Origin of the sequence: Enteractinococcus helveticum (assembly GCF_001657475.1) — a bacterium.
Classification (GTDB): domain Bacteria; phylum Actinomycetota; class Actinomycetes; order Actinomycetales; family Micrococcaceae; genus Yaniella; species Yaniella helvetica.
This window is the reverse complement of sequence record NZ_LXEY01000010.1, coordinates 96702-121256: the sequence shown is the minus strand read 5'-3', so window position 1 is coordinate 121256 and position 24555 is coordinate 96702. Positions and strand designations below refer to the sequence as shown.

General features: G+C 55.0%; 27 protein-coding genes. 16 read left to right on the top strand and 11 right to left on the bottom strand.

Annotated elements, in window-relative coordinates; genetic code table 11:
• Window positions 1-115: 115 nt before the first annotated feature.
• Window positions 116-1093, top strand: a complete 978-nt coding sequence (locus tag A6F49_RS03065; RefSeq protein WP_161485764.1) for a M18 family aminopeptidase — start codon at window positions 116-118, stop codon at window positions 1091-1093.
• 282 nt (window positions 1094-1375) lie between these two features.
• Here the strand turns inward: A6F49_RS03065 and A6F49_RS03055 are convergent, their stop codons facing one another.
• Window positions 1376-1603: a FitA-like ribbon-helix-helix domain-containing protein gene (locus A6F49_RS03055; protein ID WP_043055435.1), complete on the bottom strand. Its 228-nt coding sequence runs from the start codon at window positions 1601-1603 to the stop codon at window positions 1376-1378.
• Between the two features lie 681 nt (window positions 1604-2284).
• Here A6F49_RS03055 and A6F49_RS03045 point away from each other — a divergent pair.
• The 4 genes from A6F49_RS03045 to A6F49_RS17225 all read left to right on the top strand — a co-directional run bounded on the left by A6F49_RS03045 (window position 2285) and on the right by A6F49_RS17225 (window position 4920).
• Complete coding sequence (locus A6F49_RS03045; RefSeq protein ID WP_235604840.1) at window positions 2285-3805, top strand: alkyl/aryl-sulfatase; 1521 nt, start codon at window positions 2285-2287, stop codon at window positions 3803-3805.
• Complete coding sequence (locus A6F49_RS18385; RefSeq protein ID WP_327019935.1) at window positions 3687-4160, top strand: alkyl sulfatase C-terminal domain-containing protein; 474 nt, start codon at window positions 3687-3689, stop codon at window positions 4158-4160. The genes A6F49_RS03045 and A6F49_RS18385 overlap by 119 nt, the downstream gene beginning before the upstream one ends.
• Before the next feature lie 240 nt (window positions 4161-4400).
• Complete coding sequence (locus A6F49_RS03040; RefSeq protein WP_043055437.1) at window positions 4401-4649, top strand: type II toxin-antitoxin system Phd/YefM family antitoxin; 249 nt, start codon at window positions 4401-4403, stop codon at window positions 4647-4649.
• 13 nt (window positions 4650-4662) lie between these two features.
• Window positions 4663-4920, top strand: coding sequence for a type II toxin-antitoxin system RelE family toxin (locus A6F49_RS17225; protein ID WP_082911556.1), 258 nt, complete (start codon window positions 4663-4665; stop codon window positions 4918-4920).
• A gap of 102 nt (window positions 4921-5022) precedes the next feature.
• Here A6F49_RS17225 and A6F49_RS03035 read toward each other — a convergent pair whose 3' ends face one another.
• Window positions 5023-5610, bottom strand: a complete 588-nt coding sequence (locus tag A6F49_RS03035; RefSeq protein ID WP_043055438.1) for an NAD(P)-dependent oxidoreductase — start codon at window positions 5608-5610, stop codon at window positions 5023-5025.
• Window positions 5611-5708: 98 nt separating this feature from the next.
• On the opposite strand from A6F49_RS03035, the gene A6F49_RS03030 reads away from it, so the two are divergent.
• Together A6F49_RS03030 and A6F49_RS03025 are read left to right on the top strand one after the other, a co-directional pair.
• Window positions 5709-6095 (top strand): winged helix-turn-helix transcriptional regulator, encoded by a 387-nt coding sequence (locus A6F49_RS03030; protein WP_043055439.1) that lies wholly within the window; start codon window positions 5709-5711, stop codon window positions 6093-6095.
• Between the two features lie 389 nt (window positions 6096-6484).
• On the top strand, window positions 6485-7822 hold the full coding sequence (locus tag A6F49_RS03025; protein ID WP_067605530.1) for a PhoH family protein: 1338 nt from the start codon (window positions 6485-6487) through the stop codon (window positions 7820-7822).
• A gap of 240 nt (window positions 7823-8062) precedes the next feature.
• Here the strand turns inward: A6F49_RS03025 and A6F49_RS03020 are convergent, their stop codons facing one another.
• From A6F49_RS03020 to A6F49_RS03000, 5 genes are all read right to left on the bottom strand, one after another.
• Window positions 8063-8569: a DUF2071 domain-containing protein gene (locus A6F49_RS03020; RefSeq protein WP_052499931.1), complete on the bottom strand. Its 507-nt coding sequence runs from the start codon at window positions 8567-8569 to the stop codon at window positions 8063-8065.
• A gap of 71 nt (window positions 8570-8640) precedes the next feature.
• Window positions 8641-9183, bottom strand: a complete 543-nt coding sequence (locus A6F49_RS03015) for a hypothetical protein (protein WP_150119368.1) — start codon at window positions 9181-9183, stop codon at window positions 8641-8643.
• Between the two features lie 71 nt (window positions 9184-9254).
• Complete coding sequence (locus A6F49_RS03010) at window positions 9255-9857, bottom strand: hypothetical protein (RefSeq protein WP_150119367.1); 603 nt, start codon at window positions 9855-9857, stop codon at window positions 9255-9257.
• A complete protein-coding gene (locus A6F49_RS03005; protein ID WP_150119366.1) occupies window positions 9854-10399 on the bottom strand; it encodes a hypothetical protein in 546 nt (181 codons plus the stop codon). The genes A6F49_RS03010 and A6F49_RS03005 overlap by 4 nt, the downstream gene beginning before the upstream one ends.
• Window positions 10400-10481: 82 nt before the next feature.
• Complete coding sequence (locus tag A6F49_RS03000; RefSeq protein WP_043055444.1) at window positions 10482-13139, bottom strand: alpha/beta hydrolase; 2658 nt, start codon at window positions 13137-13139, stop codon at window positions 10482-10484.
• A gap of 292 nt (window positions 13140-13431) precedes the next feature.
• Here A6F49_RS03000 and rpsF point away from each other — a divergent pair, with 292 nt between their 5' ends.
• The 4 genes from rpsF (at window position 13432) to rplI (ending at window position 15141) form a co-directional block, all read left to right on the top strand.
• The gene (rpsF, locus tag A6F49_RS02995) at window positions 13432-13734 is read left to right on the top strand and encodes a 30S ribosomal protein S6 (protein ID WP_043055445.1); all 303 of its coding nucleotides are present in this window, start codon (window positions 13432-13434) and stop codon (window positions 13732-13734) included.
• A gap of 41 nt (window positions 13735-13775) precedes the next feature.
• Entirely contained in the window at window positions 13776-14342 is a 567-nt protein-coding gene (locus tag A6F49_RS02990) for a single-stranded DNA-binding protein (RefSeq protein ID WP_043055446.1), read from the top strand.
• Window positions 14343-14416: 74 nt separating this feature from the next.
• Complete coding sequence (gene rpsR / locus A6F49_RS02985) at window positions 14417-14653, top strand: 30S ribosomal protein S18 (protein WP_043055447.1); 237 nt, start codon at window positions 14417-14419, stop codon at window positions 14651-14653.
• A gap of 23 nt (window positions 14654-14676) precedes the next feature.
• Window positions 14677-15141: a 50S ribosomal protein L9 gene (gene rplI, locus A6F49_RS02980; protein ID WP_043055448.1), complete on the top strand. Its 465-nt coding sequence runs from the start codon at window positions 14677-14679 to the stop codon at window positions 15139-15141.
• Window positions 15142-15356: 215 nt separating this feature from the next.
• Here rplI and A6F49_RS02975 read toward each other — a convergent pair whose 3' ends face one another.
• From A6F49_RS02975 to A6F49_RS02965, 3 genes are all read right to left on the bottom strand, one after another.
• Window positions 15357-15560 carry a cold-shock protein gene (locus A6F49_RS02975; protein ID WP_043055449.1) on the bottom strand — a complete coding sequence of 68 codons (204 nt, stop codon included), beginning with the start codon at window positions 15558-15560 and terminating at the stop codon, window positions 15357-15359.
• Window positions 15561-16088: 528 nt separating this feature from the next.
• The gene (locus A6F49_RS02970) at window positions 16089-16994 is read right to left on the bottom strand and encodes a LysR family transcriptional regulator (RefSeq protein ID WP_043055450.1); all 906 of its coding nucleotides are present in this window, start codon (window positions 16992-16994) and stop codon (window positions 16089-16091) included.
• Window positions 16945-18054, bottom strand: coding sequence for an MBL fold metallo-hydrolase (locus A6F49_RS02965; RefSeq protein ID WP_201120218.1), 1110 nt, complete (start codon window positions 18052-18054; stop codon window positions 16945-16947). The genes A6F49_RS02970 and A6F49_RS02965 overlap by 50 nt, the downstream gene beginning before the upstream one ends.
• A 177-nt stretch (window positions 18055-18231) precedes the next feature.
• Between A6F49_RS02965 and A6F49_RS02960 the strand changes: the two genes are divergently transcribed.
• The 4 genes from A6F49_RS02960 to A6F49_RS02945 are packed head-to-tail and all read left to right on the top strand — an operon-like array spanning window position 18232 to window position 21666.
• Window positions 18232-19227, top strand: coding sequence for an ABC transporter substrate-binding protein (locus A6F49_RS02960; RefSeq protein ID WP_043055451.1), 996 nt, complete (start codon window positions 18232-18234; stop codon window positions 19225-19227).
• 43 nt (window positions 19228-19270) lie between these two features.
• Window positions 19271-20035: an ABC transporter permease gene (locus A6F49_RS02955; RefSeq protein WP_043055452.1), complete on the top strand. Its 765-nt coding sequence runs from the start codon at window positions 19271-19273 to the stop codon at window positions 20033-20035.
• A complete protein-coding gene (locus A6F49_RS02950) occupies window positions 20036-20842 on the top strand; it encodes an ABC transporter permease (RefSeq protein WP_043055453.1) in 807 nt (268 codons plus the stop codon).
• Between the two features lie 29 nt (window positions 20843-20871).
• On the top strand, window positions 20872-21666 hold the full coding sequence (locus A6F49_RS02945; RefSeq protein ID WP_043055454.1) for an ABC transporter ATP-binding protein: 795 nt from the start codon (window positions 20872-20874) through the stop codon (window positions 21664-21666).
• Window positions 21667-21694: 28 nt separating this feature from the next.
• Here A6F49_RS02945 and A6F49_RS02940 read toward each other — a convergent pair whose 3' ends face one another.
• Window positions 21695-23029 (bottom strand): aminotransferase class I/II-fold pyridoxal phosphate-dependent enzyme, encoded by a 1335-nt coding sequence (locus A6F49_RS02940; protein WP_052499934.1) that lies wholly within the window; start codon window positions 23027-23029, stop codon window positions 21695-21697.
• A gap of 73 nt (window positions 23030-23102) precedes the next feature.
• On the opposite strand from A6F49_RS02940, the gene A6F49_RS02935 reads away from it, so the two are divergent.
• A complete protein-coding gene (locus A6F49_RS02935; protein ID WP_043055458.1) occupies window positions 23103-23843 on the top strand; it encodes a YggS family pyridoxal phosphate-dependent enzyme in 741 nt (246 codons plus the stop codon).
• Window positions 23844-24555 lie beyond the last annotated feature (712 nt).

Sequence of the window (24555 nt, the reverse complement as noted above, 5' to 3'; positions counted from 1 at the left end):
AATTCACCGGCCGCATCGGCGACCACGAAATCACCTTCCCGCCAGACATCACCCCCGGCGCAGCCCACATCCTGGACCGACTCAAGCTCACAACCTAAAACGGGTCACTAAACTTGTGCAAGTCAGGGGCTACAACCGCGTGGGCGTGGAAATCTACGGCGGCGTGTTAGTCAACTCCTGGCTGGACCGCGACCTGGGCTTCGCCGGACGGTTGATTACCGACGACGGCGCACACCTGGTCCGTACACCGGCCATGGCGCGGATCCCGCAGCTGGCCATTCACCTGGATCGCAACGTCAACGACGGTCTGAAACTTGACCGCCAGCAGCACCTGGTGCCCATAGTCGGTGCTGGTGGTGACGTCGATATTCTCGCCGCGATCGCCCAACACGCAGAGGTTAACCCGGCGGATATCAAGGGCTTTGACCTGGTGCTAACCGACACGCAAGAACCTGCCGTGCTCGGCATCGACAACGACTTCTTTGCCGCCCCGCGCCTGGATAATCTACTCTCGGTGCACGCCGGGTTGCGAGCACTGCTGGATGCCGAATCCGAACACATTACCGTACTGGCGGCCTTTGACCACGAGGAAGTCGGCTCCGAAACCCGCACGGGTGCCGGCGGACCGATGCTCGATGAAATGCTGACCCTGATCATGGCCAGTCAGAGCATCCCGGTGCACCTGCACCGATCGATTATTGCGCATTCGAAACTGTTCTCGGCCGACGGCGGGCACCTGGTCCACCCGAATTACGCGGATCGTCACGACCCGGAACATCAGCCGAAGCCAAATCACGGCCCGATTTTGAAGGTCAACGCCACCCAGCGCTACCTGTCGGATGGTCGCGGCGCCGCACAGTTCAATCACTGGGCTGAGCAGGCCGGTATCCCCCACCAGGTGTTTGTTTCCAAAAATACGCAGCCTTCTGGCTCAACCATCGGCCCGATTTCTGCGACCCGATTGGGTATTGAAACTATCGACGCCGGTGTTGGCCTGTTGTCAATGCACTCGGTGCGCGAAATGTGTGGCGCCCAAGACCCTGAATACCTGGCCAAGCTAGCCGGTGCGTTCTTGCAGGACCTCCAAGCCTAAGTTCGCTGTGGAAAACACGGGTTTATTTGTCGCCGGCACGTTAGGCCCCGGATGGATCTTTACCGTGACGTCGCTTCCTGATCACTGAGACATGCTCGATGAATTCGAAGGTCGGCAATACGACCGGGAATTGGACCGTTCAGACGTCAGGCAGTCTGGTGATCCCAGGGGTTGAGACAGTGAATCCCAAGAGGTTCGGAATCGTCGCGGCCCAAGCCTCGACCGCTTGGTTGCGCCCCCGGATTCTCAATGCCGACGCTACGTTGGTGTCTAATAAGTAGGTCATAGTTCTGGTTCGCGAGCTTTCAGGTGAATTGTCTGAAGCTCAAATTCGATTTCAGCTCCCTCATCCATGCTCAACAGATCGTTAATGCTGATGGGTTCGCGTTCCAAAGCCGTGGCGATAATTGCACGGACTTCCGCTTCAACGGATCTACCATGGCGTTCTGCTAGCGCACGTAATGCAGCTTTGGTTCCCGCGGGTAGGCCGCGAAGAAGAATCTGTTCCATGACATCCACCTCCGAGCTCAATATCATCATCTCACTCCGAGGAGCAGGTGTAGAGATGAAGCTTTTCGAAGGGATGCGATGGGAACCTGTACCTCAAATAATCTTTAGGCGCAGGTTCACCTTCTTGTCACTAGAGCTAGTTCGCCACTGCTCGTCACTCCTACACGCCAGCGAGGTGAGGCGAAGGTTCTTAGTCAAGTGATAATTGACGTAAAAGGCGAGGAGTCAAAGAACTCACCCTTTTTGGGTGTGTGCGCCACGATTCGCCGAGTGTACAAACGGAGTACAACTCTCTAAGAGAGTATCAAAGCGTGTGCAAATAAAGGAGTGATCCAGCGGCTTTCTGGCATGATTTCTGAGTGATTATTTGGTACTTCTTCTTGGTTTTTCTCCAGTCTCTCAACATTCGTATCTATCCCGAAACAACGGCATAGCTGAGCGCAGCCAGGAACAGGCCCCTGGGCCATAACGCGACTGAAAATTTCATAAAGGATCTGATTGGATCTAGCCCGACTGACGAGATTGACAGGGCAAGGATACCTTTGGATTCCGGAACCATTGCACAGTCTGAATTTGAGCAGCTGAAAGCAAAGACCCTGCAATAAGGTCCTATCGACGTCTATCGCTTGCGGAGCCGACCTGCTGGGCTTCACCCGACATTTCGACATGACGGAGGACAAAGTGGAACACAATGAACCATCCCAGACGATTCGAGAAAATCACGCTGCTGTGCTGCGTAGCCTTCCGTTTGAGAACGTGGACGATTTCGAAGCAGCGAGTCGAGGCTTTCTTGGGACTTTGGACGAACCAACCATCAAGGACGCAGACGGCAAAGTCATCTGGGATATAGCAAGTTACGACTTCCTTGAAGGTGACGCCCCGTTATCGGTGAACCCGAGTCTCTGGAGGCAATCACAACTTGTAGCCAAGCATGGGCTGTTTGAGGTTGTCGAGGGCCTGTACCAAGTCCGTGGATTCGACTTATCAGTAATGTCATTAGTAGAAACCGACTCTGGTGTCATCGTCATCGATCCCTTGATCTCTGCGGAGACTGCTGCGGCAGCTTTGGACCTCTACAGCGCGCATCGGGGCCAACGAAAAATTGTTGCGGTTATTTTTACTCACTCCCACGTCGACCATTTTGGTGGGGTACTCGGACTCGTCAACCCGTCCGAGGTTGAGGCTGGTTCGATCAAAATCATCGCTCCTGAAGGCTTTTTGGAGCATGCCATTGCGGAGAATGTGTATGCTGGCACCGCCATGGGACGACGTGCCGGTTATATGTATGGTGCCTCGCTCGAGCGCGGGCCCAAGGGGTCGGTCGGAGCAGGGCTGGGTCAGACGACTTCTACTGGGCATGCGGGCATCATTCCTCCAAGCCTGGAGATTCATGAAACCGGCGAGACTCTTGACATTGACGGCGTTGAGTTTGAGTTCCAAATGGCTCCAAGTACCGAAGCCCCCGCTGAAATGCATTTTTACATCCCCCGCTACCGAGCGCTGTGCATGGCTGAGAACGCTACGCACACTCAACATAACCTGCTAACGTTGCGCGGTGCTCTGGTGAGAGATCCACATGTATGGTCCCGATATCTGACGGAAGCTATTTCACGTTTCGGGGATCGCGCGGAGGTACTTTTTACATCGCATCATTGGCCAACGTGGGGCAGAGAAAGCATCCTACATTTGCTCAGCCTGCAGCGAGATCTCTATGGATATCTACATGATCAAACGCTGCGAATGCTCAATAAGGGACTCACCGGATCTGAAATCGCCGAGGACATCCAGTTACCACCAGCGTTGGACCGGGAATGGAGTAACCGCGGTTATTATGGGAGCGTTTCGCATAACGTTAAGGCGATTTATCAGCGGTATATGGGATGGTTTGACGGCAACCCTGCACGTTTATGGCCGCATCCGCCTAAAGAATTGGCTCAACGGTACGTGGCTGCCATCGGAGGAATCGATCGTGTAGTTGAAATCGCTCACGAAGCATACGATCAGGGCGATTATCGGTGGGCTGCAACATTGCTAGACCACGCAGTGTTCGTCGATCAAGATCACCCGGCCGCAGCCAAACTCTATGCCGATACCTTGGAGCAACTGGGGTATGGCTCTGAAAACGGCACATGGCGCAATTTCTTTCTGTCTGGAGCTTCCGAATTACGTAAGGGTAACTTCGGTACCCCCAACCACTGCTAATGCTCCAGCTATTCTGGAGCAACTGAGTCCAGAGCAGATATTTGATGCCATAGCGATCACCGTGGACGGGCCTCGTGCCTGGGACTTGGATCTTAGTTTTAGCGTTGACTTCAATGATGTCAATCGCAGTTTTCGGGTTACTTTGCGTAATGGGGTATTGATTTATGAGGAAGAAGAGGACAACGAATCCGAAGCGCAACTTCATCTGTCGTTATCCAAACTCCAGTTCCTCTCATTACTAGCCGGTGAGACCGAATTTGAAGGTATGTTCTTGAAAGGAAACCAGAACGTCCTAACGGAACTGACGTCAGTGCTTGATCCTGGAGATCCCAATTTCAATATTGTGATCTCCTGACGAAGCCCTGTAGCTGGCCTGTGCTGGGCGCAGGACTTGGCCTCTAGTCATCCCACGACCGCGACAGCCCGAACTAGCAGAAACTCCGTAGACAGCTACGATCGTTCCCTCTGAAACCACCGAGGCCGTGTGGGTTTATGCATGGAAAGATTCCCGCAGGCTGAGGCCATGATCGTCATGGGGACTACTCTCAGAACGGAGACAGTTGAGTACAACTTGTACAAGAAGTACAATTGATCTATGACATCTGTTACCCTCTCGCAGTTCCGAAATAATCAAAGCGACTACATCGCTGCTGCGCAGCGAGAGCCCGTTGAAATTACTTCTCGCGGTGCCACTCGGCGTGCCGTTCTGGTCTCCCCGGATTTATTCGATCGCGCAATGGCTGCACTGGAGGATCAGGAAGACATTCGTGCAGCGGCTGACGCTCGCAAAGATCCGGGTCCCACAGTTTCTCATGAGGAGCTGATCGCTGAGTTAGGGCTTTAATGACTAGAAGACTATGACATACGCAATCCGTTATCGACCACCTGCCCGGAAAGCGTTGAGCAAACTCGACAAGCCAGTAGCGCGCCGCCTACTAAACGCCATAGAAAAATTGACTAAGGATCACCGTCCACCCGGATGTATCCAACTACAAGGCGGTGCCGGAGAATTGCGCATCCGAGTTGGAGATTATCGCATTGTCTACGACGTGTACGACACTGAGCTTGTCATCTTAGTGCTACGCGTTGGACATCGTCGCGAAATATATCGTTGAGCTTCTAAGTGGGACGACGCGGACTTAATCCCCGTAGCAAAAAGGGGAACCTGCGCCTGAAGCAATCCTCACGCAACGGTTCCCCCCTTTTCGACAGGACGGCTAGTTCGCCACAGTAAACCGGGTTCCGGTGTGCTGAGGGTTTTCTGCCTCATCGATCAGGGCCACTGCGAAGTCTTCTGCGGTAATCGATGCGCCGGCGGGATAATCCATAGCAACGTTGTATTCACCGGTGCGCTCGCCGGGGGCTATTTCTGGGGCCGGAGCCAGCATGGTCCAGTTAAGGTCATCGGCCTGCTGGTACAGCTTGTGGACTTCGACGAAGGTTTGCGACTCGGGCTTGTACTCTTCTGGGAAACCTGGTGCATCGACCAACAAGGTGTTCTCATCAGCTTGCAGTGCACCTGCGCCGCCGACCACCAGGATACGGCCGGTTGGAGCGGCTTCGATGAGTGCTTTGTGGTTGGCGACGTCGTCGGCATAGGATCCCGTGCGGCCCGAGACCACGGCGATGATGGTCACATCGGTGTCCGGGTTATTGATGATCTCCACGACCTTTGCGGTGTCGGAAAAGTCCAGCGGATTCTCACCATTGCGGGAATATCCGGTGACCTGGTGGCCGCGGCTGGTGGCTTCTGCGATGGCGCGCGAACCGACCATGCCGGTGTCTCCGAGTACTGCGATCTGCATTATGTCCTCCATGAATCGAGTTGGTAACATGCTCTTCGGACACTACGGTAACCAAGAGTAACCGGATACCTCAACGTAACTAGAGGGGACCTGCAATAATGACTCAATCGCCACAACTGTCCTTTGATACCAGCGTTGACGGCTGCCCTTCGCGCAGTGTGCTGCGCCATGCGACCGACCGCTGGACACCACACATTGTCCCGGTGTTAGCCAATGGGCCGCTGCGGTTTACCCAGCTGAAGAAATCGGTGGCCGGCATCTCGTCAAAAGTGCTTACCGAAACCCTGCGCTCGCTGCAGCGCGACGGACTGGTTTCACGCCACGTCGATGCAGCCCAGATGCCGGTGCGGGTCGACTATGAGCTGACCGATTTGGGCCGCACCCTGATTCTGCCGCTTGGCGCACTGCGCACCTGGGCCGAAACTTACGCGGGTGATGTGCTGGCATCTCGCGAACGCTTTGACACCGCTCACGACTCGGTGTGATGCCCGGGGTTGAGCCGTACGCTATCAACTGTTTATCAAAATGTAACCCGGCTTTTGCCTCGCGAATCTTCCTGTAGCACCCGTGCCCCCGTAGATTGAGAAGTGTCAGAACAACCTGACCGGAAGGCCCAAAGGTTTATGCCAAGGCAGACGAGGGGCCGGTACGGTTCCTGGCTGCCAGCAAGGCTCAGGGCCGACCGAGACCAAGCCCACCCGCGAATCGATGTGAAGACGGGCTGGCACCCGCTCCAAAACCACTGGGCGCTGACGCTGAATTCGACCTTGGGGAAGAGTTTCGAATCCGATGCACTCGTCCACAGTTTTGGCACCGGACCTGCCGCCGTCTTCGGTCTGGAGACACCGTGGCCCCGCTCAATACACCAACTGGCATTCCTGAAGACGAAGTTGACGCCGCCGTAAAAACGGCCGTGGCGCAAAAGTCTTATGTCATCGACACTTCCGTGCTGTTATCGGACCCCAAGGCCATCCTGCGCTTTGCCGAACACGAAGTGATCATCCCCATCGTCGTCATCACCGAGTTAGAAAAGAAACGCCACGACTCAGAACTGGGCTACTACGCCCGCTCCGCGCTGCGCCTACTCGACGATCTGCGCATCCGCCACGGCTCGCTGAACCAGCCGATCTCACTGAACGACGACGGCGGCCACCTCCTAGTGGAACTGAACCACATCACCGAAACCGTGCTGCCGGCAGGCTTCCGCCAGGGCGACAACGACTCGCGCATTCTGGCGGTGGCCAAGAACTTCGCCGACGAAGGCCGCACCGTCACCGTGGTTTCCAAGGACCTGCCCATGCGCGTCAAGGCCGCAGCCATGGGTCTGGACGCCGATGAGTACCGCAACGAGTGGGTCACCGATTCCGGATGGACCGGCCTGGCCGAGATTGAAGCCACCGAAGAGCAGGTCGCCAATCTCTACGATGGCGAGCACATTGAGCTCGACGACGCCACCGACCTGCCCACCAACACGGGGCTGATCATCTCATCGTCCAAAGGATCGGCCCTGGGCCGGGTCAAAACGGATGCAACGTCGAACAAATATGTTGAGGTTGTGCGTGGCAACCGAGAAGTCTTCGGTGTCCACGGCAGGTCGGCCGAACAGCGCCTAGCCATCGACATGCTGCTAGACCGCAACATCGACATCGTGTCCATGGGTGGTCGCGCCGGGACCGGCAAATCCGCACTGGCCCTGTGCGCCGGCCTGGAAACCGTGCTGGAACGCCGCGAACACAAGAAAATTATCGTGTTCCGCCCGCTCTACGCCGTCGGGGGTCAAGAACTCGGCTACCTGCCCGGCACCGAAGAAGAAAAAATGAACCCCTGGGCCCAGGCGGTCTTCGATACCCTGGGTGCGTTGGTCAGCGAGAACGTGCTCAAAGAGGTCATGGCGCGAGGCCTGCTCGAAGTCCTGCCGCTTACCCACATTCGCGGCCGCAGTCTCCACGACGCCTGGGTGATCGTGGACGAAGCCCAGTCCCTGGAGAAAAACGTGCTGCTGACGGTGATGTCGCGCATGGGCCAGAACTCGAAAATTGTCCTCACCCACGACGTCGCCCAGCGCGATAACCTGCGAGTCGGTCGGCATGACGGCGTTGGTGCCGTAGTCGAAATCCTCAAGGGCAACCCGCTGTTCGGACACGTGACGCTCACCCGATCCGAGCGCAGCCGCATCGCCGCCCTGGTCACCGAACTCCTCGAAGAACCCTAAACCGCAACCGTGAACCTACGCCCACCGAGGCAACCCGAGCCGGGCGTGCACCGCATTTGCTGCGTGCACGGCCGGTTCGCCGTCGGGCTCCGGTAGGCCCGCCCAGCGCAGCGCGCAGCGGTGCGGTGAGATTTCCGACGGCGCTCGCAGAGCACAGTTCCCACGGATCGTGGTACACAGGTGTCCCCCACAGAATCCCGGCACGTTGGTGAAACGCCGTCCACCGTCCAGTTACACTTTCTAGCCACGGTGTCCGATCCGCTTCGGCCAGCCGCCCCCCACCTCGACGGAAGCCGAAAACCAGTCATGATGAGTTAGCCGCATCGGATGCGGGGTGTCGAACCGATACTTCCAGTGGGATCCGTCGGCAGAAACATGTGAGGATGACCGTTGATAGGGCAGCCCAATGCTGCGTGCTGCAGCACTGAAACTCAATCGCGGTACCAATAACCCCAGAAACCAAATGCCGTCGCGCCCGTGGGCCGTGCGCACATACGTCCGAATATTCAGCTCCGGAAACGACCGCCAACTCGGTAGCGCCGGGAGTCCAGGCAGGCGGATGTCGGTCATGCGAAATGGTGTAATACCGACCCAGGTTTTGCCGTCCCACTGTTGAACGGTGAGTCCATTGGGTACTAACGCTTGGATGGTCGCCGGAGCATAGGCCCAGTGCAGGAACGTGAGGTACTTCCAGGTTTGGAAGTTCACCGGGAACCGGACAAATCGATCGGGAATGCGTCCGCTCATCACTGGCTCCTTACCGGGTCCGAGTGGTCGTACACTACGTACCCCAGCCTAGCTAGGAGCCATTGGTACTGCTATTGATTTCTGTAGACGTCGTCGACATTTTCTTCGGGCACATACTCATCGCCGGGGAAGCGTTCACCGTCTTTGCGACCTTCGTTGGCTTCACGCTTCAGTTCGATAGCATCGCCAGGCGCACACTTAGCGATCGCTCCAATCCGATAGGTCTCACCTGCCGCATCGGTGCTGAAAGAGGCTCGTAGTACGGGTCCACCTGTGCCGTAGACGACTGGCGATCCGCCGTGGTCTACTACGCGGGTTGAAGTTCCTAGCGATTCCCAATATTCGACGATTTTTTGAGCGTCAGCCGCGGGATCATCTGAGCGTTCTGGGGACCACAACTTAAACGTGTAAGCGGCACCCTCCTCACCATTGTCCAAAGTGCACCCTTGTGGCGATGCTGTGCCAGTGTTAGCTTCCCAATTCCCAGCGGTTAATTGCTCAGTGGTATCCACCACGAAGCTGACAACAACATCGCGCTGTTCGATGACATCCATGACGGATTCTTGATTCGAAGCTGCGGTGCAACCGGTGGCCAACAGCAACGTCGTCAGCATACCCGCCCCCATAGCAGTGCAGCGCAGTGAGCTTGCAAGCAGGAGGCTTCTTGGAGAATTCTTGCGATGGGTCATTTATGTTCTTCGCTGACGTTTTCTTTAGGCACGTACTCATTGCCGGGGAACCGCTCGCCGTTTTTGCGGCGTTTATTAAATTCGGTCTTGAGTTTCGCTGCATCACCTGGGGCACAGTAGGCACTTGCTCCGACCTGATAATGGTCTTCGGCGGCATTGGTTGCAAAACTGGCGCGTTGCACCGGGCCCCCGGTGGGATATACCGCAGGATAGCCGCCGTGATCCACCACGCGGGTTTCCATCCCGAGCGATTCCCAGTATTTGACGATGCGCTGTGCGTTTTCCTGGTGCTCTGTCCCCGGTTCAGCCCACAGTGTGAATTGGTACGCTGCGCCTTCGTCCCCGTTGTCGAGGGTGCAGGCTTGAGCGCGGGCGGCACCGTGACTGGCCTTCCACCCGTCAATATCCAAGACCTCGGTGGTGTCAATGACGAATTTCACCACAGCATCACGCTGTTCGATGACGTCCACAACAGATTCCTGGCTCGTTGCGGTGCAACTCGTCGTCAAGAGCAATGTCGCCAGCAGACCAGCGCTCATAGCAGTGCGGCGCAGGGAGGTGGCTAGTAGGATTCTCGGATTCTTTCGAGTGGTCGTCACTTATATTCGTCGCTAATGTGTTCTTCGGGAACGTACTCATCGCCGGGGAACCGCTCGCCATTTTTGCGGCGTTCATTAAATTCAGTCTTGAGTTTCGCTGTATCACCCGGGGCACAGTGCGAGACGGCGAGCACGCGATAGCTTTCACCGGCAGCCATGGTGTCGAAGGTGGCGTGTTGGACGGGGCCGCCGGTGCCATACACCACGGGGTAACCACCGTGATCCTCGATACGGGTGTCCATTCCAAGGGATTCCCAGTATTCGACGATGTGCTGGGCGCTGGCTTCATGGTCTGTTCCTGAATCAGCCCACAGACTGAATTTATATGCTGCACCTTCAGTGCCGTCCATCATGGTGCATCTTTCGGAGGTGGCAGCACCGTGGCTGGCTTCCCAGCCTTCGACCTCGAGTTGGTCCGTGGTCTCAATGACGAGATTGACAACAACATCGCGGTGTTCGACGGCATCCTTGCCAGATTGTTGAGCTGTCGTCAGAGCACAGCCTGTCGCAATAAGTGCCGTCGTGATTAACGTAGTACTCAACACTGTTTTTTGACGGTAGGTTTGCAACACTCTTCTCCCCAATCGTCGACGCAGCTGGTCGCTCTGGACAGCTGGCGATTCATTACTGAGCAAGACTTTCGTCTGGTACGTACTCATCGCCTGGGAACCGCTCGCCGTTGTTGCGGCGCTCGATATACTCCATTTTGAGTTCTCCAGCATTGCCCGGGGCACAGTGTGCAACCGCCCCCACCCGGTAGGTTTCGCCGGCCGCATCGGTGGTAAAGCTGGCCCGTTCGACAGGACCGCCGGTTGCATAAACGGTGGGATACCCGCCGTGATCCACCACGCGGGCCTCCATGCCCAACGACTCCCAGTACTCCACTACCTGCTGTGCGTCTACCTCGTGTGCGGTCCCCCGGTCTGCTGACAGGTCGAAATGATATGCCGCACCTTCCTCCCCGTCCTGGCCGTTGCAACCTTGCGCACTGGCCACACCGTGACGGGCCTCCCATCCCTCGACGTCGAGTTGTTCAGTGGTGTTGATGACGAAGTTCACCACGGCATCGCGCTGTTCAATAACATCCATGACGGGCTCCTGGGTCGAAGTTGCTGTGCACCCTGTAGAGAGAAATATCGCGGAGATGAGACAACTCACGGAGATCACCAGAGGACGATAGCGTGGCTGACTTCGCGGTGACGAGTTTTTACGGGACATATAGTGCTCCTGGACCAAGCAATGACCGTTGAAACAGCGTAAGTCCCTTCTCAACGTGTTCGCTCTTTTTTCCGGTTCGCCTCGCAGAATGTAGCCGATATTGCGGAGGGATTCGGAATGCCGCTCATAATAGCCGGTGACGTCGTCGTCGCGCGCACTGTGGGTAGTCACCGGATCTCCTACCCCTTCTGCCTCAGAGTCAGTCCCGAAGGTAATCGCATCAAAATCATCATCTATGGGGTTGACACCGTGACCAGAACTGAAATCGCGTCCCATCCATGCCCACTGATCACCCCCGTCGCTATCGATGTACGGGTAGACATCTCTGGCGTGCCCGGCGTAGACCGTGTCGGCGTTCAGCTCGTCGGCATTGCGAATGTGATCTGGCAGTCCCGCAGAGCCCACCAGTATCAGGTTGTCAACGGCAATGTCGGGTTGCGACATGGCGAAAGCTGCCGTCGTCGTCCCATATGAATGTGCCATAACGTTTACTTGGGGATCATCCGGGCCTCGGACGGCGTCCAGCCCCCGAAGCGCCTTGGTCAGGTTATCTCCCCCGGCTTGGCCCTTGTCATTGTGTAAAACACCCAACGAGCCTGGTGGAGACACCGGGGCTTCATAGCCTATCCAAGCCACAGTGGCCGCGTCGCCTCCGGCATGAACTTCATCGTGAATGTTCTGGGTGGAGTCCGTCCAGCTTTCCATAGTTTTTGTACTGCTGTTTATACCTGCAACCGAGTACGTGACATTCGTAGAGGTGTCTAGATCACCGATGGAGACTGCAGCGAGTGGAGGGTGATCATTCGTCAACGAGATCAATTGTCGTGGCGCCTGACCACCCTCAGCCTGAGCCGAGCGATAGATTTGCTCGAGTATTTCTAATTGTGCGTTGAGTTCTCGTTCTTTGGCGAAGACTGGCAGAAGCACAGACTGCGGACGAGTCGGAGAGTGACCAGCATTCTGTAGAGCTTCTCGCCGATCGGAGGCGAGAGCGCTCAGCTGTGCGTTCAGATCCCGGATGTTTCGTTTGAGTACTCGTTCGTTCGCACTGTGACGGATGTGGTAGGGAATCCCTTCGAGATTGCCGAAGACTTCTGGCAGTGTTTCCCACAGTACTGTTTGTTGATTGGATGCAGGCGTTTCGGCTAGCCGGTGCCACCATGCATTAATGGTCCCAGGGTCCATCAGCTGCAGCTGATGGGTCAAAGCCGGTGAGCTGTTCATGAGCTTTGCCAGTTGCGTACGGTCAGCGGTCGCCAGCGTTTGTAGCAGCTGGGTGTTACTCATCGCTGTGGTATGAAGTGCCGGAGCAAGTGCGTCGAGCATGTCATTGGAGAGTTCACCGGTGCCAGCCACTTCGAACGCATCGGCGATTTGGCTGATCCAACGAGCCTCCAGTCTGGCATGTTCGAGGTACTGGGCAAGCGCATCGAATAGTGTGAACGTCTCGATGATGACCCACGAACAGTTACTGAGAAAACTGGGCCACGCCGTCCGCAGGGTTTCTAGCTCTTCTTCGACGATGCCATGGCAGCGTTCGGCAATTGCCACGAAGCTACGGAGGTTTGACGGTGATGCCGAGCTGACGGCGTCAGCGCTACCCGAGCTCACGCGGTCCCGGTCCCGAACCGCCACCTCCGACTGGATCGTGGGACGCCGGGTGGGCGTCTGCGATGGTTTCGACCACATGAGCCCGCCGTATTGTGGGTCCGTGAACGACCTCCACCATGCGGGGTCAGAATCTGCATCCGCTTGCCACACGGCGTAGCGCTGCTCCCAATCAGTCACAGCGGCTAAACGTTCTTCTTCTGCTCTGGCGTCTTCCTGAGCGTACTGGACTTGTCGGAGTACATTTAGCAGGTGGAAACAGACCTCGGAGCGGTCGCGTTGTTCACTCGATGCATTGCTACTGAATAACCTTGAGTACGCGCCATCGAATTCATCCTTTGCGGTGTCGACGGCGTCAGACCACGGCATGCTTTGATGATGAACCCGCTCATCGGCAGATTCTAACGCGCTGATGAGAGCCTGAGCAGTGGCATGGTCAAAGGCTATAGATCCCACCCAGATGCACCTCGAAATACCTAGTCAACACAACTCAAAACAGTCCTATTCCACAGACTGCTCCAAGGTGGCGTCAAGGTCCTGAGGCTCGAAAGTTGAAAGTTCACGTAGTGGGAACCCGGCGTCGTCGTTGGAGATAGTGTGCAGCGGCCCACGCGAGTTTAGTTTTTGACCGGGGCTCCGCTATAATGGCGAGGTTGCTGTCTTGACTCCAGATGGGTTGAGACGCTTGCACTAAGAACCTCCTGTTACGGAAATCCCGTGACCACCAGTCCAGAGGAGGTGGGTTCGCATGCGTGCATATGAACTAATGGTGATGCTCGATCCAGAACTAGACGAGCGTACTGTTGAACCAACTTTGCGTAAATACCTTGACACCGTGATCAAGGATGGCGGAACCGTTGACGAACTCGATGTTTGGGGTCGTCGTCGCCTAGCTTACGAAATCCAGAAGAAAAACGAGGCAATCTACGCCGTCGTCAATTTCAACACTACTCCTGAGCAGGCTCAGGAACTGGATCGCCAGCTGGGTCTAAACGAGTCCGTTATGCGCACCAAGATCATCCGTCCGGAAGATCAGAAAATTACCCTCTAAGTTTTAGTACCACGACCTGCTACTTGCATTAGGAGCGCTTCATGGCCGGAGAACCATATATCACTGTGGTAGGCAACCTCGCTGGTGATCCTGAACTGCGGTTTACCGCATCGGGTCACGCGGTTGCTAACTTTACGATTGCTCAAACTCCACGATCGTTTAATCGCGAATCCAACCAGTGGGTGGACGATGAAACCCTGTGGGTGCGTGCTTCCGTATGGCGTGAAGCGGCCGAAAACGTAGCAGAAACGCTGACCAAGGGTATGCGCGTTATTGCGCACGGTCGGTTGAAGGCTCGCTCATTCGAGACCAAAGATGGTCAACAGCGGACCAACTGGGAACTCGAAGTAGACGAGATTGGCCCATCGTTGCGCTGGGCTACTGCACAGGTCAACCGTGCACCACGTTCTGGTGGTGGCGGCGGATTTGGCGGCGGTGGCGGCCAGCAGCAAGGCGGCTCCGGTGGAAACTGGGGTGGCGGCGCACCAGCCGGAGGCGGCTGGGGTGCACCAGGCGGCGGTCAGTCTGCACCGAGCAACGATCCGTGGGGTGGCGGTGGATCAGCCGGATCTTGGGATCAGGGCAACGATTCCCCACCACCGTTCTAAAACAAAAATATTCATTAACGACCATCCCGCTTATTTTAGCGGGCTCCAGGTTACAGCTATAAAGGAGCACCAAGATGGCTAAGGCAGAAGTTCGTAAGCCGAAACCAAAACCGAATCCGCTCAAAACAGCGGAAATCGAATACGTCGATTACAAAGACGTTGCTTTGCTACGCAAATTCATCTCCGACCGCGGCAAGATTCGTGCCCGCCGCGTTACCGGTGTCACCGTCCAACAGCAGCGTAAAATCGCGCAGGCTATCAAAAATGCCCGCGAAATGGCGCTGCTGCCGTACTCCGGTTCCGGCCGCTAAACGCTGATCAAGGGAGAGAGATCATGGCAAATCAAAAAGTCATTTTGACCCAGGAGATCCCGAACCTCGGTTCGGCCGGCGACGTCGTCGAAGTACGTAACGGTTACGCTCGCAACTACTTGATCCCACGCGGCGAAGCCGTTCGTTGGACCCGTGGTGCGCAGCAAGAAGTTGAAACCCTGCGCGCAGCCTCCGCTGCTCGCACGGCACGCACCCTGGAAGCCGCACAGGCCCAGGCTGCACAGCTGGCAGAAGCACCAATTTCCATTCAGATGCAGGCCGGTGACAACGGACGCCTCTTCGGTTCCGTGACCACCGCTTCCATCGCTGAAGCAATCAAAGAAGCCGGTAAGGGCGACGTTGATCGTCGTTCCATCATCGGCGCCGGTGACATCCGCGCACTGGGTACCTACCCAATCCAGATCCGTCTGCACGAAGACGTTCTGGCTGAAGCACGCGTGTCTGTCATTCCAGCACCGAAGAAATAAGCTTCTTCACGCTCATCCGGGGCGGATCCTCTTCTCTGAGGGTCCGCCCCGGATGTGTTTAACGACAATGATTACAGATGCCTACAAGGCGTTTCCGCGAGGCCAGCACTGCTAGGGAACCGGCCCCGTAAACGTTGTAGGCATACAAAAACGGCGGGGTCCGACACAATATCTGTTGATATCGTGCGGTATCCCCGCCGTTAGTGCAAAAAGTTTTAGAGGCCGCGAATGTTCGACGCCTGTGGACCTTTTTGACCCTGCTCAATGTCGAATTCGACCTTCTGATCTTCTTCCAGGTTGCGGTGACCGGAACCCTGGATAGCAGAGAAGTGTGCGAAGACATCGGCGGAGCCGTCATCTGGAGCGATGAAGCCGTAGCCCTTGTCAGAGTTGAACCATTTTACTGTGCCTGTGGCCATAACGTTATTCCTTATTTCTTAGTTCTGGACCACCGGTGTGATCCTTGTACCCGCGATGACGTTGTCAAAGCGGAATTTTTGGGGGTCAAATAGTACCCCGGCGCATTGCCGCGGGTGCGGTAACGTGCGGTAGTTGATGGAGCGGAGGAGAATACGAGAGATCGGATATCAATCAGCGGTGAATTCACGCAAGATTATGATTCGCGATGAGTGCAACACGGCCAGAAGGGCGGTGTTAGAGGTAATGCAGTGGTGAAGATAAAACCCAATTCGTTCAAAAGTCGTACGTCCCGGGGATCCGGGGCTATTCATGCGTGATCCAAGGAACACGACCGCTTATCATCGTACAGGGTAAAAACCATCTAGTGAAGATACAAGCGACTTGAATGCTAAAAGTAATCTTAGACGCTGGGCTGACAATTACCTAATCGGCCAAAATGCGCCGCCGGATGGAGGCTAAGAATAATGTAACTGTTCGCGGCGAGGCCTCTTTGGAGTGTTCGTTGCTATGGCGAGGTCAGTCTGATATCAGACGTGTGTTCGGATAAGTTTGCGTAGATAATCCGTGATAAGAGTGAGATTGCGACTGGCTTTGCCACTCTGGAGTCTTGCAAGAGTTATCTGACGGAAGCCGGTCTCAAAGTTCAGTCGACGGTGCACCATGCGATGTCCTTCGACACTTTGATCACCGTAGGGCTTGATTCCGGAAATCGCCAAGCCTAGTCCTCGGGCGACGAGTGCACGCATCGTCTCGTTTGACTTCGTCGTCAACGCAGGAGGCGAGTCGTCGCCAGCCGATTGGTAAATGCGCTCAACAAGGTGCGTCATAGGTGCCATATCAAGCAGAATATATGGATGCCCTGATAGGTCAATTGGATCGATCTCTTCCTTGTCCTGGAGTTCGTGACCTTCTGGCATGATCACGTACAGCGGCTGCGTCCCAATATCAGTGAAGACAAGATCACCCGACAGATACTCCTGGTAACCAAGAATCGCCTCAACCTCCCCGCGTCTTAGCGAGGCGTCGATTTCAACGTAGTTGCCTTCTATAACCCGCAGTTCGATCTCAGGATATTCGTCCTTGAGATACTGCGCTAATGGCGGCAGTAATGGAACGGACAAAGCGTGAAGGCACCCGATAGTTACCTCACCGCCGATGGTGTCTCCCATATTCTTGGCGTTGTTTTCGAGTTCACGCAATTGCCGTAAGACCTTATTGATCGTTTCATTCACGCTCCGACCAGCGTTTGAGAGAACAAGATTCTTTGCTTTTTCCCGAACAAAGAGTTGCACGCCTAATGAGTCTTCCAACTGGCGGATTGCAGAAGAGAGTCCTGCTTGAGATACGTGACAAGCGCGAGCAGCTTCGGTCGCGCTCCCATGCTCAACGATCGCTTGAAAATACTCCAGCTGACGAATTGTCAGGTTGATCATCCAACAATGATCCTCTCGAATTATTCATAGGTGACGGCCGTACAGCATCGACAGCGATCTCGTCTAAATCACGAGCAATAATGAGCTCCCCTTCGAAGTGTACGCCAGCTTCCATCCAATCGGTGCGAGGGGCGGAAGCCGGAGCAAAATGGTGCAGAACCAATTTGTTAACACCAGCCCGCTGAGCAATCAGACCCGCGTCGGCAGGCGTGGTATGTGCTCGCTCGTGATGGTCCATAATGGCTTGAACAAGTTGAGGGTCGCCCACTTCCTTCTCAGTTCTGGCGCGAATTGGCTCGAGACTGATGACTTCGTGGAACAGAATATCGCACCCTTGAGCAATCCGAATGGTGTTGTCGCAGTACCCGGTATCTCCCGAAATGACGACCGAGCCATATTGGGAATCAAACCGAAATGCAAATGCAGGAGCGGTGGGATGATGATTGACCAAAATCGCCGATACCACCACGCGCTCATCTTCGTAGACCTTAAACGGTTCCATGGGTGGCGCAACGTTGGTGTCAGGATCGAAACCGATGTCTGTTGGAATTTCGATGTCGAAAGCCGGGAACTTCGCGGTTTGAGGCTGGGAGCCATAATCTCGAGCCCGGTCATTCAGATCGTGTGCGTAGGCTGAAAAAAGCCTGCGAATAGTTTCTTTGATGCCGGGGGTGGGGTCATGCGGATCGATGACCTCTGGCTCAGTGTCTGCCTGGTCCGTCAGGGGAGCAAGTTTTCCACGGTCTCCAGGGCCGTAGATTTCTATACGTTCGATATCGCGATGGGAAAATAGCAGCAGGCCAGGTAGATCCACTGTGTGGTCGGAATGCATGTGCGTTACAAATAGTGCGCGAACATTCGAGAAATCCAGCCCGGCTTTACGCACCTGCCTACCAGCCCCATAGCCAAAATCGACGAGATAAACCGCCCCATCGACGACGACGGCTGTCGCAGTACCGGCGTCAAAGCCGCTTCGCCCCCACCACTTAGGGCCACCAGCTGTGCCAAGTGCAACAGCATACATACCTGGTGAGTCGTTTTCTCGTCTCTGCACAGTCACCGACAACCTCCCGAATCAAAATGTGTGTTCCAACACATCATGGCTGACAGGAAGGGCATGCTCAATCAGCAAAAAGTTATGGCAAGCATAACTATTATGTGATTTTCAATAGTTGATGAATTCCATAACATCGAGACAAGTGAGATTCGCATCACAACTTTGAAGGTGGATAATAAAATGAAGTCGTATTTGCATAAGAGCCTATGGGTAACAGCTCTAACAGGGGCGCTCGCCTTGACCGCCTGTGGTGACGGCGACGGAGATGCCGCAGATACTGCAGCGGCAGATACCATGACAATTCGGATGGCCACCGATGGTACCGCCACCGGCTCAGCTGTTTCATTAGGGGTAGAGCAAGGTTTCTTTGAAGAAGAAGGTCTAAACGTTGAGCTCTCCGCAAGTGCTAACCCTCCAGCAGCTGTCGCAGCATTGCAAAGTAACGAACTGGACGTTGCTTCTATTCCGGTGATCCCTGCCCTGAACGCCCAAAGCCAATCGATCAACATTAAGTCCATCGCGCCAGCAGCCGGATTCCCAGATGACCCAGAAACCGCTCATGATTATGATGTCCAAGCAGTCATGGTCATGCCCGATAGTGGGATTGAATCCCCCGCAGACCTGGAAGGCAAAAATGTCGGCGTTCCAGCACGTCAGGCAATTTTTGAAGCCTTCATTATCGATGCAATGAAAAGCGAAGGCGCCGATCCAGACAAGGTTGAATGGATCGCACTGGATTTCACCTCACAGATTGAGTCACTGCGAACGGGACGAATTGACGCAGCAGCTGTACCGCTGCCATTTACCGTCGAAGCTGAAGAAAACGGGGCAACTGTCTTGTGGCGTCCAGGTTTGGAGTTCTACGAAAGTGGCCAGACCAGTACCTGGTTGGTCAGCCCTGAAGTACAAGAAAACACCGAGCTGGTGGCGAAACTGCAGCGTGCCATCCGGAAGTCGAATGAGTATGCCAATGAGAACACAGACGCTGCTATTGATGCTGGGTCTGAACTGACCGGAATTGATCCAGAATTGTTGCGCGCAAGCGAACAATTCAATTATTTCCCCTCAGAAGTCGACGTTGATGCACTGAAACTGGCCAACGACAAGCTCGTCGACATGGACTTCATCAACCAATCGGTCAATGTCGACGACTTTGTCATACTCCCAACGGAGTGACTCACAATTTAGTTCTGAAGCAACGTGATGGTGGTGGATTTCTATGCGTAAATATGTGCTTGGCATTGTCGGAATAGTCGGTGCCGTGTTGACCTGGCAGTTACTCTATGTCGGGCCGTTGCGCGACACACCACTCCCAGCACCAACTGAAACCGCTCAAGCCGCACTCGCTTTACTAGCTAGCGGTGCCTTCTGGTCGGCTCTGTGGGTCACTATTGAAATTGCAGTCGTTGGATTCGTTGCGGCAGCGATCGTCGGCATCATTATCGGTTTGCTGTGTGGCTGGTACCCGACAATTGGCAACGCGTTTAAGATCATCGTGGAGTTTCTCAAACCAATTCCCCCTATCGTCATCTTGCCACTAGCAATCCTGGTATTTGGACCAACCGAAGAAATGGGCAGATTCTTGGTCTTCTACGGCTGTGTCCTGCCTATCCTGTATCAAACCACCAACGGTGTTCGTGAAACCGATCCGATAGCCATTGAAACCAGTCGGTCCTACAGCATTCCTCAATACGACATTTTGTTGCGGGTCGTGCTGCCTTCCACATCAGCCTTCATTGCCACTGCTATCCGAATTGCCATACCTGTGTCGCTTATCGTCACGGTTGTGGCAGGTCTAGTCGGTGGGGGACCAGGTTTGGGGCAATTGATCCAACAGTCCTCGCAAAGTACAGCATCCGCGTCCACGCTTTACGCACTAGTTATTCTGCTGGGTCTGGTGGGACTTGCTGCTCAGCTGCTGAGCGAAAAAGTCGAGAATGCTGTGTTGCACTGGCACCCGTCACATCGAAAGGTAGCGAACTAGATGACCGTACAGACAAAAAAGTCGGCGAATGGTTCGAAGCGTTCACTCGGCTGGCTCATCCAGATCGGTGTGCCGGTCCTGTTGCTAATCGCCTGGTGGTTCTGGTCAGATGCTCAAAATAGTGCTTTCTTTCCATCGCTGCGTGATATTTTGGTCGAGTTCCAAGCGTTGTGGCTATTTGACCATTTCTTGAGCGACGTCGTGCCAAGCCTCGTGACCCTGGCGGTTGGCTTTTCGATCGCAGTCGTATTGGGGGTGGTCACAGGTCTTTTGTTTGCGCTATTCCCGCCGCTTGCGGAATTATTTTCGCCAGCGATTCATCTCTACCGCGCGATCCCATCGGTCGCCGTCGTGCCGGTTTTCATCAGCTTATTTGGTTTTGGCGATGAGGTGCGTTTGATGATCATTGTGCTGGCAGCGTTTCCACCAACCTGGATTGCAACCATTGACGGTGTGCGAGCAGTAGAGCCGCAGCTTCTCGAGATGGCACGCGTGTACCGTATTACCCCACTGGAACGGGTTTTAGGCATCCAATTGCCCGGAGCTCTGCCACAGATCTTTTCGGGTTTGCAGGTGAGTCTGCAGTTCTCCTTCGTGGTGCTTATTGCTACAGAAATGCTTGGCGCCTCCCGGGGAATCGGTGCGATGACCATTCTGGCCCAACAAAGTTTCATGAGCGTCAGCATGTGGGCGGGCATCATTTTGCTTGGCATTATTGGCTTCGGTGCGAATTTTATCCTCGAGATGATTCGCAAGCCGTTACTGCGTTGGTATGACAAGTCTCGGGCAGTCCAGCTGGCTGAATAGGCTGTTCGTTTTAATTCTTAGGAGTTTCCATGAGTGAAAATACCCCATTACTGGCTGTGCGAGACGTTTCGAAACGTTATGGTTCCGGCCCAGAAATCATCACGGACTTGAATTTGGACGTCTATGACGGGGAGATCGTCTGTCTTGTTGGTCCTTCCGGCGTCGGAAAAACTACCCTGTTAAAATCTCTGGCCGGGCTGCACCCGATCACGACAGGCACCATCCACATCGGTGATCGCATAGTGAATGGGCCGCCCGAAGAACTGGCCCTAGTATTTCAGGATTACAGCAGGTCCCTTATGCCGTGGCTGACGGTGCGGAAGAATATTGCTTTCCCGCTACGACACCTCAAATTGTCTAAAAACGAGATACGACGCCGTATCACTGCAGCACTGACAGAAGTGGGATTGCCGGACGCTGGTGACAAATATCCGTGGGAACTGTCCGGTGGGATGCAACAGCGCGTAGCGATAGCACGTGCTCTAGCGTATAAGCCCGGCATCTTGATCATGGACGAACCATTTGCTTCCGTTGATGCTCAGACGCGTTTTGAACTTGAAGACCTGACACGAAAGATTCGTAATGATCTTGGTATGACCATCGTGGTTGTTACGCACGACATTGACGAGGCCGTGTATTTGGCCGATCGGGTCGTGGTATTGGGCGGTAAACCAGCAAGTGTCATCACAACACTGGACGTTCCGCTGTGTAGAAATCGCGACCAGGTTGCTACGCGCAATGAGTCCCAGTTTGCCGAGTTGCGTACAGAGGTCTTGCAATTGATCCGCACAGCTACAGAACAGATGACGCAGCCGGTTGCGTGAGGTGTGTGAGGGGCATGATATTACGCAGTTAGACGTCTAGGGCAGCTACCAAGTCGGAGACAAATTCGTCTCGCTGGGCAGGTGTTAACTGATGAATTGTGACTCGAATGTGGTTTACGGCGTCGTCGGTACTGTCGAGAGAGAATTCGGCACCATCTCGCACTAACCAGCCGCGTGCGGCCAAGGCCTCAACCACTGGAGCTGCCTTTTCATGAAGGTTGATCCAGACATTGACCCCGTCAGCGGAGGTGGCTGATATTTTCGACGTTGCTAGCGCCTCAATGAGCTGCGCATTGGCGCGAGCATATTCCTGCGAGGCATGCGCTAACTGTGCGGGAGTATCGGGGTGGGTTGTCAACAGGTAGGTGAGGCGTTGTAAGAGGTGGGAGACCCACATGGCCCCGGAGCGAATGTGTGAGGCAAGGCGGGATGCGGTGAGTTTGTCCGATCCGACAATGCCCACACGCAGATCTGGTCCAAGCGACTTCGACACCGAACGCACAAGCGCCCATCGGGGGTGGTTTGCGGGGATGATCGAGCGATAGGAGTGGTTGGAAACCTGCCAGAAATGGTCATCTTCGATAATCAAGACGTGTGGATGATCCGCCAGTAATGCCGACAGGTCTTGAGCGCGCGCTGCTGAGATCACAGCTCCGGTGGGGTTGTGGGCTCGCGGTGTAACCACGAGTGCACGGATACCCTCGTCCAATGCGTTCTGGAGCCCTTCAACGGTGAGCCCTTCTGCATCGACTGGCATAGGTATTGGACGGTAGCCGGCGGCTTGGGCCGTTTGAATAGTGGTGAGGAAGCAGGGCTGTTCAAAACCCACAGCATCTCCGATGGTTAATGAGTCCGCCAGGAGTCGTTGGACTGCATCAGCCGAGCCGGCAGTGATGGTGAGTTCGGCTTCGCCAACGTCCTGTACGAGCATCTCGCGCGCCCACTGCGCCAAATCTGGGTCGATGACGGGTTGACCATAAAGCACCGGTTCGTCGGCTGCTAATTGCGCTAACGCTTGGCCTGCAGCAGGTAGCAGTGCTGGGTCTGGGTTCCCCGAAGCGATATCGACGAGTCCGGTTACATTTGAAAAGCCTTCTTGGGGGAGTGGCTGTAGGTCAACGATTTTTGTTCCGGCACGTCCGCGTGTCACGGCCACCCCGGCTTGGACGAGTAATCCATATGCGGCGACGACGGTATTTCGGTTTACCTCTAGGTGCTCCGCTAGGGCGCGTACCGGTGGAAGGCTGGCCCCAGGTGCGAGCTGGCCGGCATCCACCAGGTCTCGAACCGCTTCAGCGATCTCGGCGGCTGTTTTAGCGGTGATGGATGCGATCTGATCCGATATGGCAGACGACTGGGGCACTAAAACTCCTGAATACCCTCCGATAAGAAGGATGAAAGGCTTACAGAATCTCTTCTTATGTTACATTTTGGTCATGTCCACGCTTGAGAATACGCCACGCGTAGCTGTTACTGCAGAAGACTTCCGCCAAGCTCTCGCAGAGATTCACGACAAGATTCGTGCCGCTGCACAACGTGCCGGTCGAGATCCCAGTGAGATACGGCTACTGCCGGTCTCTAAAACCGTTTCCGAAGAACGGATCCGAGCCGCCCATGCTGCAGGCATGCAACAATTTGGCGAAAACAAGGTGCAAGAAGCCCAACATAAAGCCACCGATATGGCAGATTTGGGCATCCACTGGGCAATCATTGGCCCGCTGCAGTCCAATAAGACCCGTGATGTCGCGGAATTCGCGCATGAGTTTCAGGCGTTAGATCGCATTCGGATTGCTCGGCGTCTAAACACCCAGCTCAAAGAGAACGACCGTACGTTAGATGTTTACGTACAGGTCAACGTTTCAGGTGAAGAGACGAAATCAGGCCTTGAGCTCGGGGAAGTCGAAAATTTCCTGGAGCAACTCCTCGAATTCGACGCCCTCAATGTCAAAGGGCTGATGACGATGGCTATTCATACCGGAGACGAGGCAGTCATTCGTCACAATTTTTCAGTGCTGCGCCGACTACGGGATGACCTGTTGGAACGTCGACCCGAGCTCATCGGCGAGGCCGGCTTATCGATGGGGATGACGAACGACTATGAGATCGCCATCGAAGAAGGCGCGACAGTCGTACGGGTCGGAACGGCTATCTTCGGCGAACGCGATTACTCGGAATAGGCTACTTATCCACAAGCCTTTCCACACGTGTGCACAAGTTACACACATGTAATTTGAGGTTATCCACGAGACGCGAGTCACAGTTTGCGCCTGTGAAGGTGAGTTTTCCTTGACCAGAGTCGAGAGATTGCCATGACGGTGCAGTGATTGATTTCTGGAGTTCCCTTGACTTTAGGGTCGGGCTCGCGTGCCGTCTGGAGTGGCGGCGCGGCGTACTGCTCGAGTGCCATGATGGACCTGGAGCGTCGTGCCGTCGCCACTGTCCGCATACGGAGAGCAGGCAGCAGCTCTCACAACCACTCAAGGCGCTTCCCTGCAGTCGCTTGAGTCTTCAGCGTTGCTTGAGGGCTTGGTAGTCCGTGAAAAACTGCCTGCACCGTGAGCCGCGGGGAGGTGTGCCGGTTTGGCGTCGCACGCTCTTGCTGCGGTAGCCTCCCCACCCAGCATTTGAGCTGAATTCGATTTAATCGTGATCGGTGAACAATCTTGTGACGGCATTTTGACGTCTCGTGAGCAATTTTTTCTTCTATTCAACTCGGTTTAATCGCGCAAAATTTGCTCCGATTTTCATGTGATCGATCGAACCACGAGCTACTTGCAATTTTCGAAATAACTCTATTTTAAACTCCGGCTTTTGCGACATGCCGGAAATCATGCCGAAGTGTTCAGGAATGACATGAATGTAATTTACCCACAAGATGTGCATAACTTG

Bases quoted from the DNA above. Each gene is read 5' to 3' on its own strand.
- A6F49_RS17225 (WP_082911556.1), top strand. From the start codon at position 4,663: ATGACATACGCAATCCGTTATCGACCACCTGCCCGGAAAGCGTTGAGC.
- A6F49_RS03035 (WP_043055438.1), bottom strand. From the start codon at position 5,610: ATGCAGATCGCAGTACTCGGAGACACCGGCATGGTCGGTTCGCGCGCC.
- A6F49_RS02990 (WP_043055446.1), top strand. From the start codon at position 13,776: ATGGCCGGAGAACCATATATCACTGTGGTAGGCAACCTCGCTGGTGAT.
- A6F49_RS03030 (WP_043055439.1), top strand. From the start codon at position 5,709: ATGACTCAATCGCCACAACTGTCCTTTGATACCAGCGTTGACGGCTGC.
- A6F49_RS02970 (WP_043055450.1), bottom strand. From the start codon at position 16,994: ATGATCAACCTGACAATTCGTCAGCTGGAGTATTTTCAAGCGATCGTT.
- A6F49_RS03015 (WP_150119368.1), bottom strand. From the start codon at position 9,183: ATGCTGACGACGTTGCTGTTGGCCACCGGTTGCACCGCAGCTTCGAAT.
- A6F49_RS02960 (WP_043055451.1), top strand. From the start codon at position 18,232: ATGAAGTCGTATTTGCATAAGAGCCTATGGGTAACAGCTCTAACAGGG.
- A6F49_RS02945 (WP_043055454.1), top strand. From the start codon at position 20,872: ATGAGTGAAAATACCCCATTACTGGCTGTGCGAGACGTTTCGAAACGT.
- A6F49_RS02950 (WP_043055453.1), top strand. From the start codon at position 20,036: ATGACCGTACAGACAAAAAAGTCGGCGAATGGTTCGAAGCGTTCACTC.
- A6F49_RS02955 (WP_043055452.1), top strand. From the start codon at position 19,271: ATGCGTAAATATGTGCTTGGCATTGTCGGAATAGTCGGTGCCGTGTTG.
- A6F49_RS02975 (WP_043055449.1), bottom strand. From the start codon at position 15,560: ATGGCCACAGGCACAGTAAAATGGTTCAACTCTGACAAGGGCTACGGC.
- A6F49_RS18385 (WP_327019935.1), top strand. From the start codon at position 3,687: ATGCCGATACCTTGGAGCAACTGGGGTATGGCTCTGAAAACGGCACAT.
- A6F49_RS03040 (WP_043055437.1), top strand. From the start codon at position 4,401: ATGACATCTGTTACCCTCTCGCAGTTCCGAAATAATCAAAGCGACTAC.
- rpsR (WP_043055447.1), top strand. From the start codon at position 14,417: ATGGCTAAGGCAGAAGTTCGTAAGCCGAAACCAAAACCGAATCCGCTC.
- A6F49_RS03020 (WP_052499931.1), bottom strand. From the start codon at position 8,569: ATGAGCGGACGCATTCCCGATCGATTTGTCCGGTTCCCGGTGAACTTC.
- A6F49_RS03055 (WP_043055435.1), bottom strand. From the start codon at position 1,603: ATGGAACAGATTCTTCTTCGCGGCCTACCCGCGGGAACCAAAGCTGCA.
- rplI (WP_043055448.1), top strand. From the start codon at position 14,677: ATGGCAAATCAAAAAGTCATTTTGACCCAGGAGATCCCGAACCTCGGT.
- A6F49_RS02935 (WP_043055458.1), top strand. From the start codon at position 23,103: ATGTCCACGCTTGAGAATACGCCACGCGTAGCTGTTACTGCAGAAGAC.
- rpsF (WP_043055445.1), top strand. From the start codon at position 13,432: ATGCGTGCATATGAACTAATGGTGATGCTCGATCCAGAACTAGACGAG.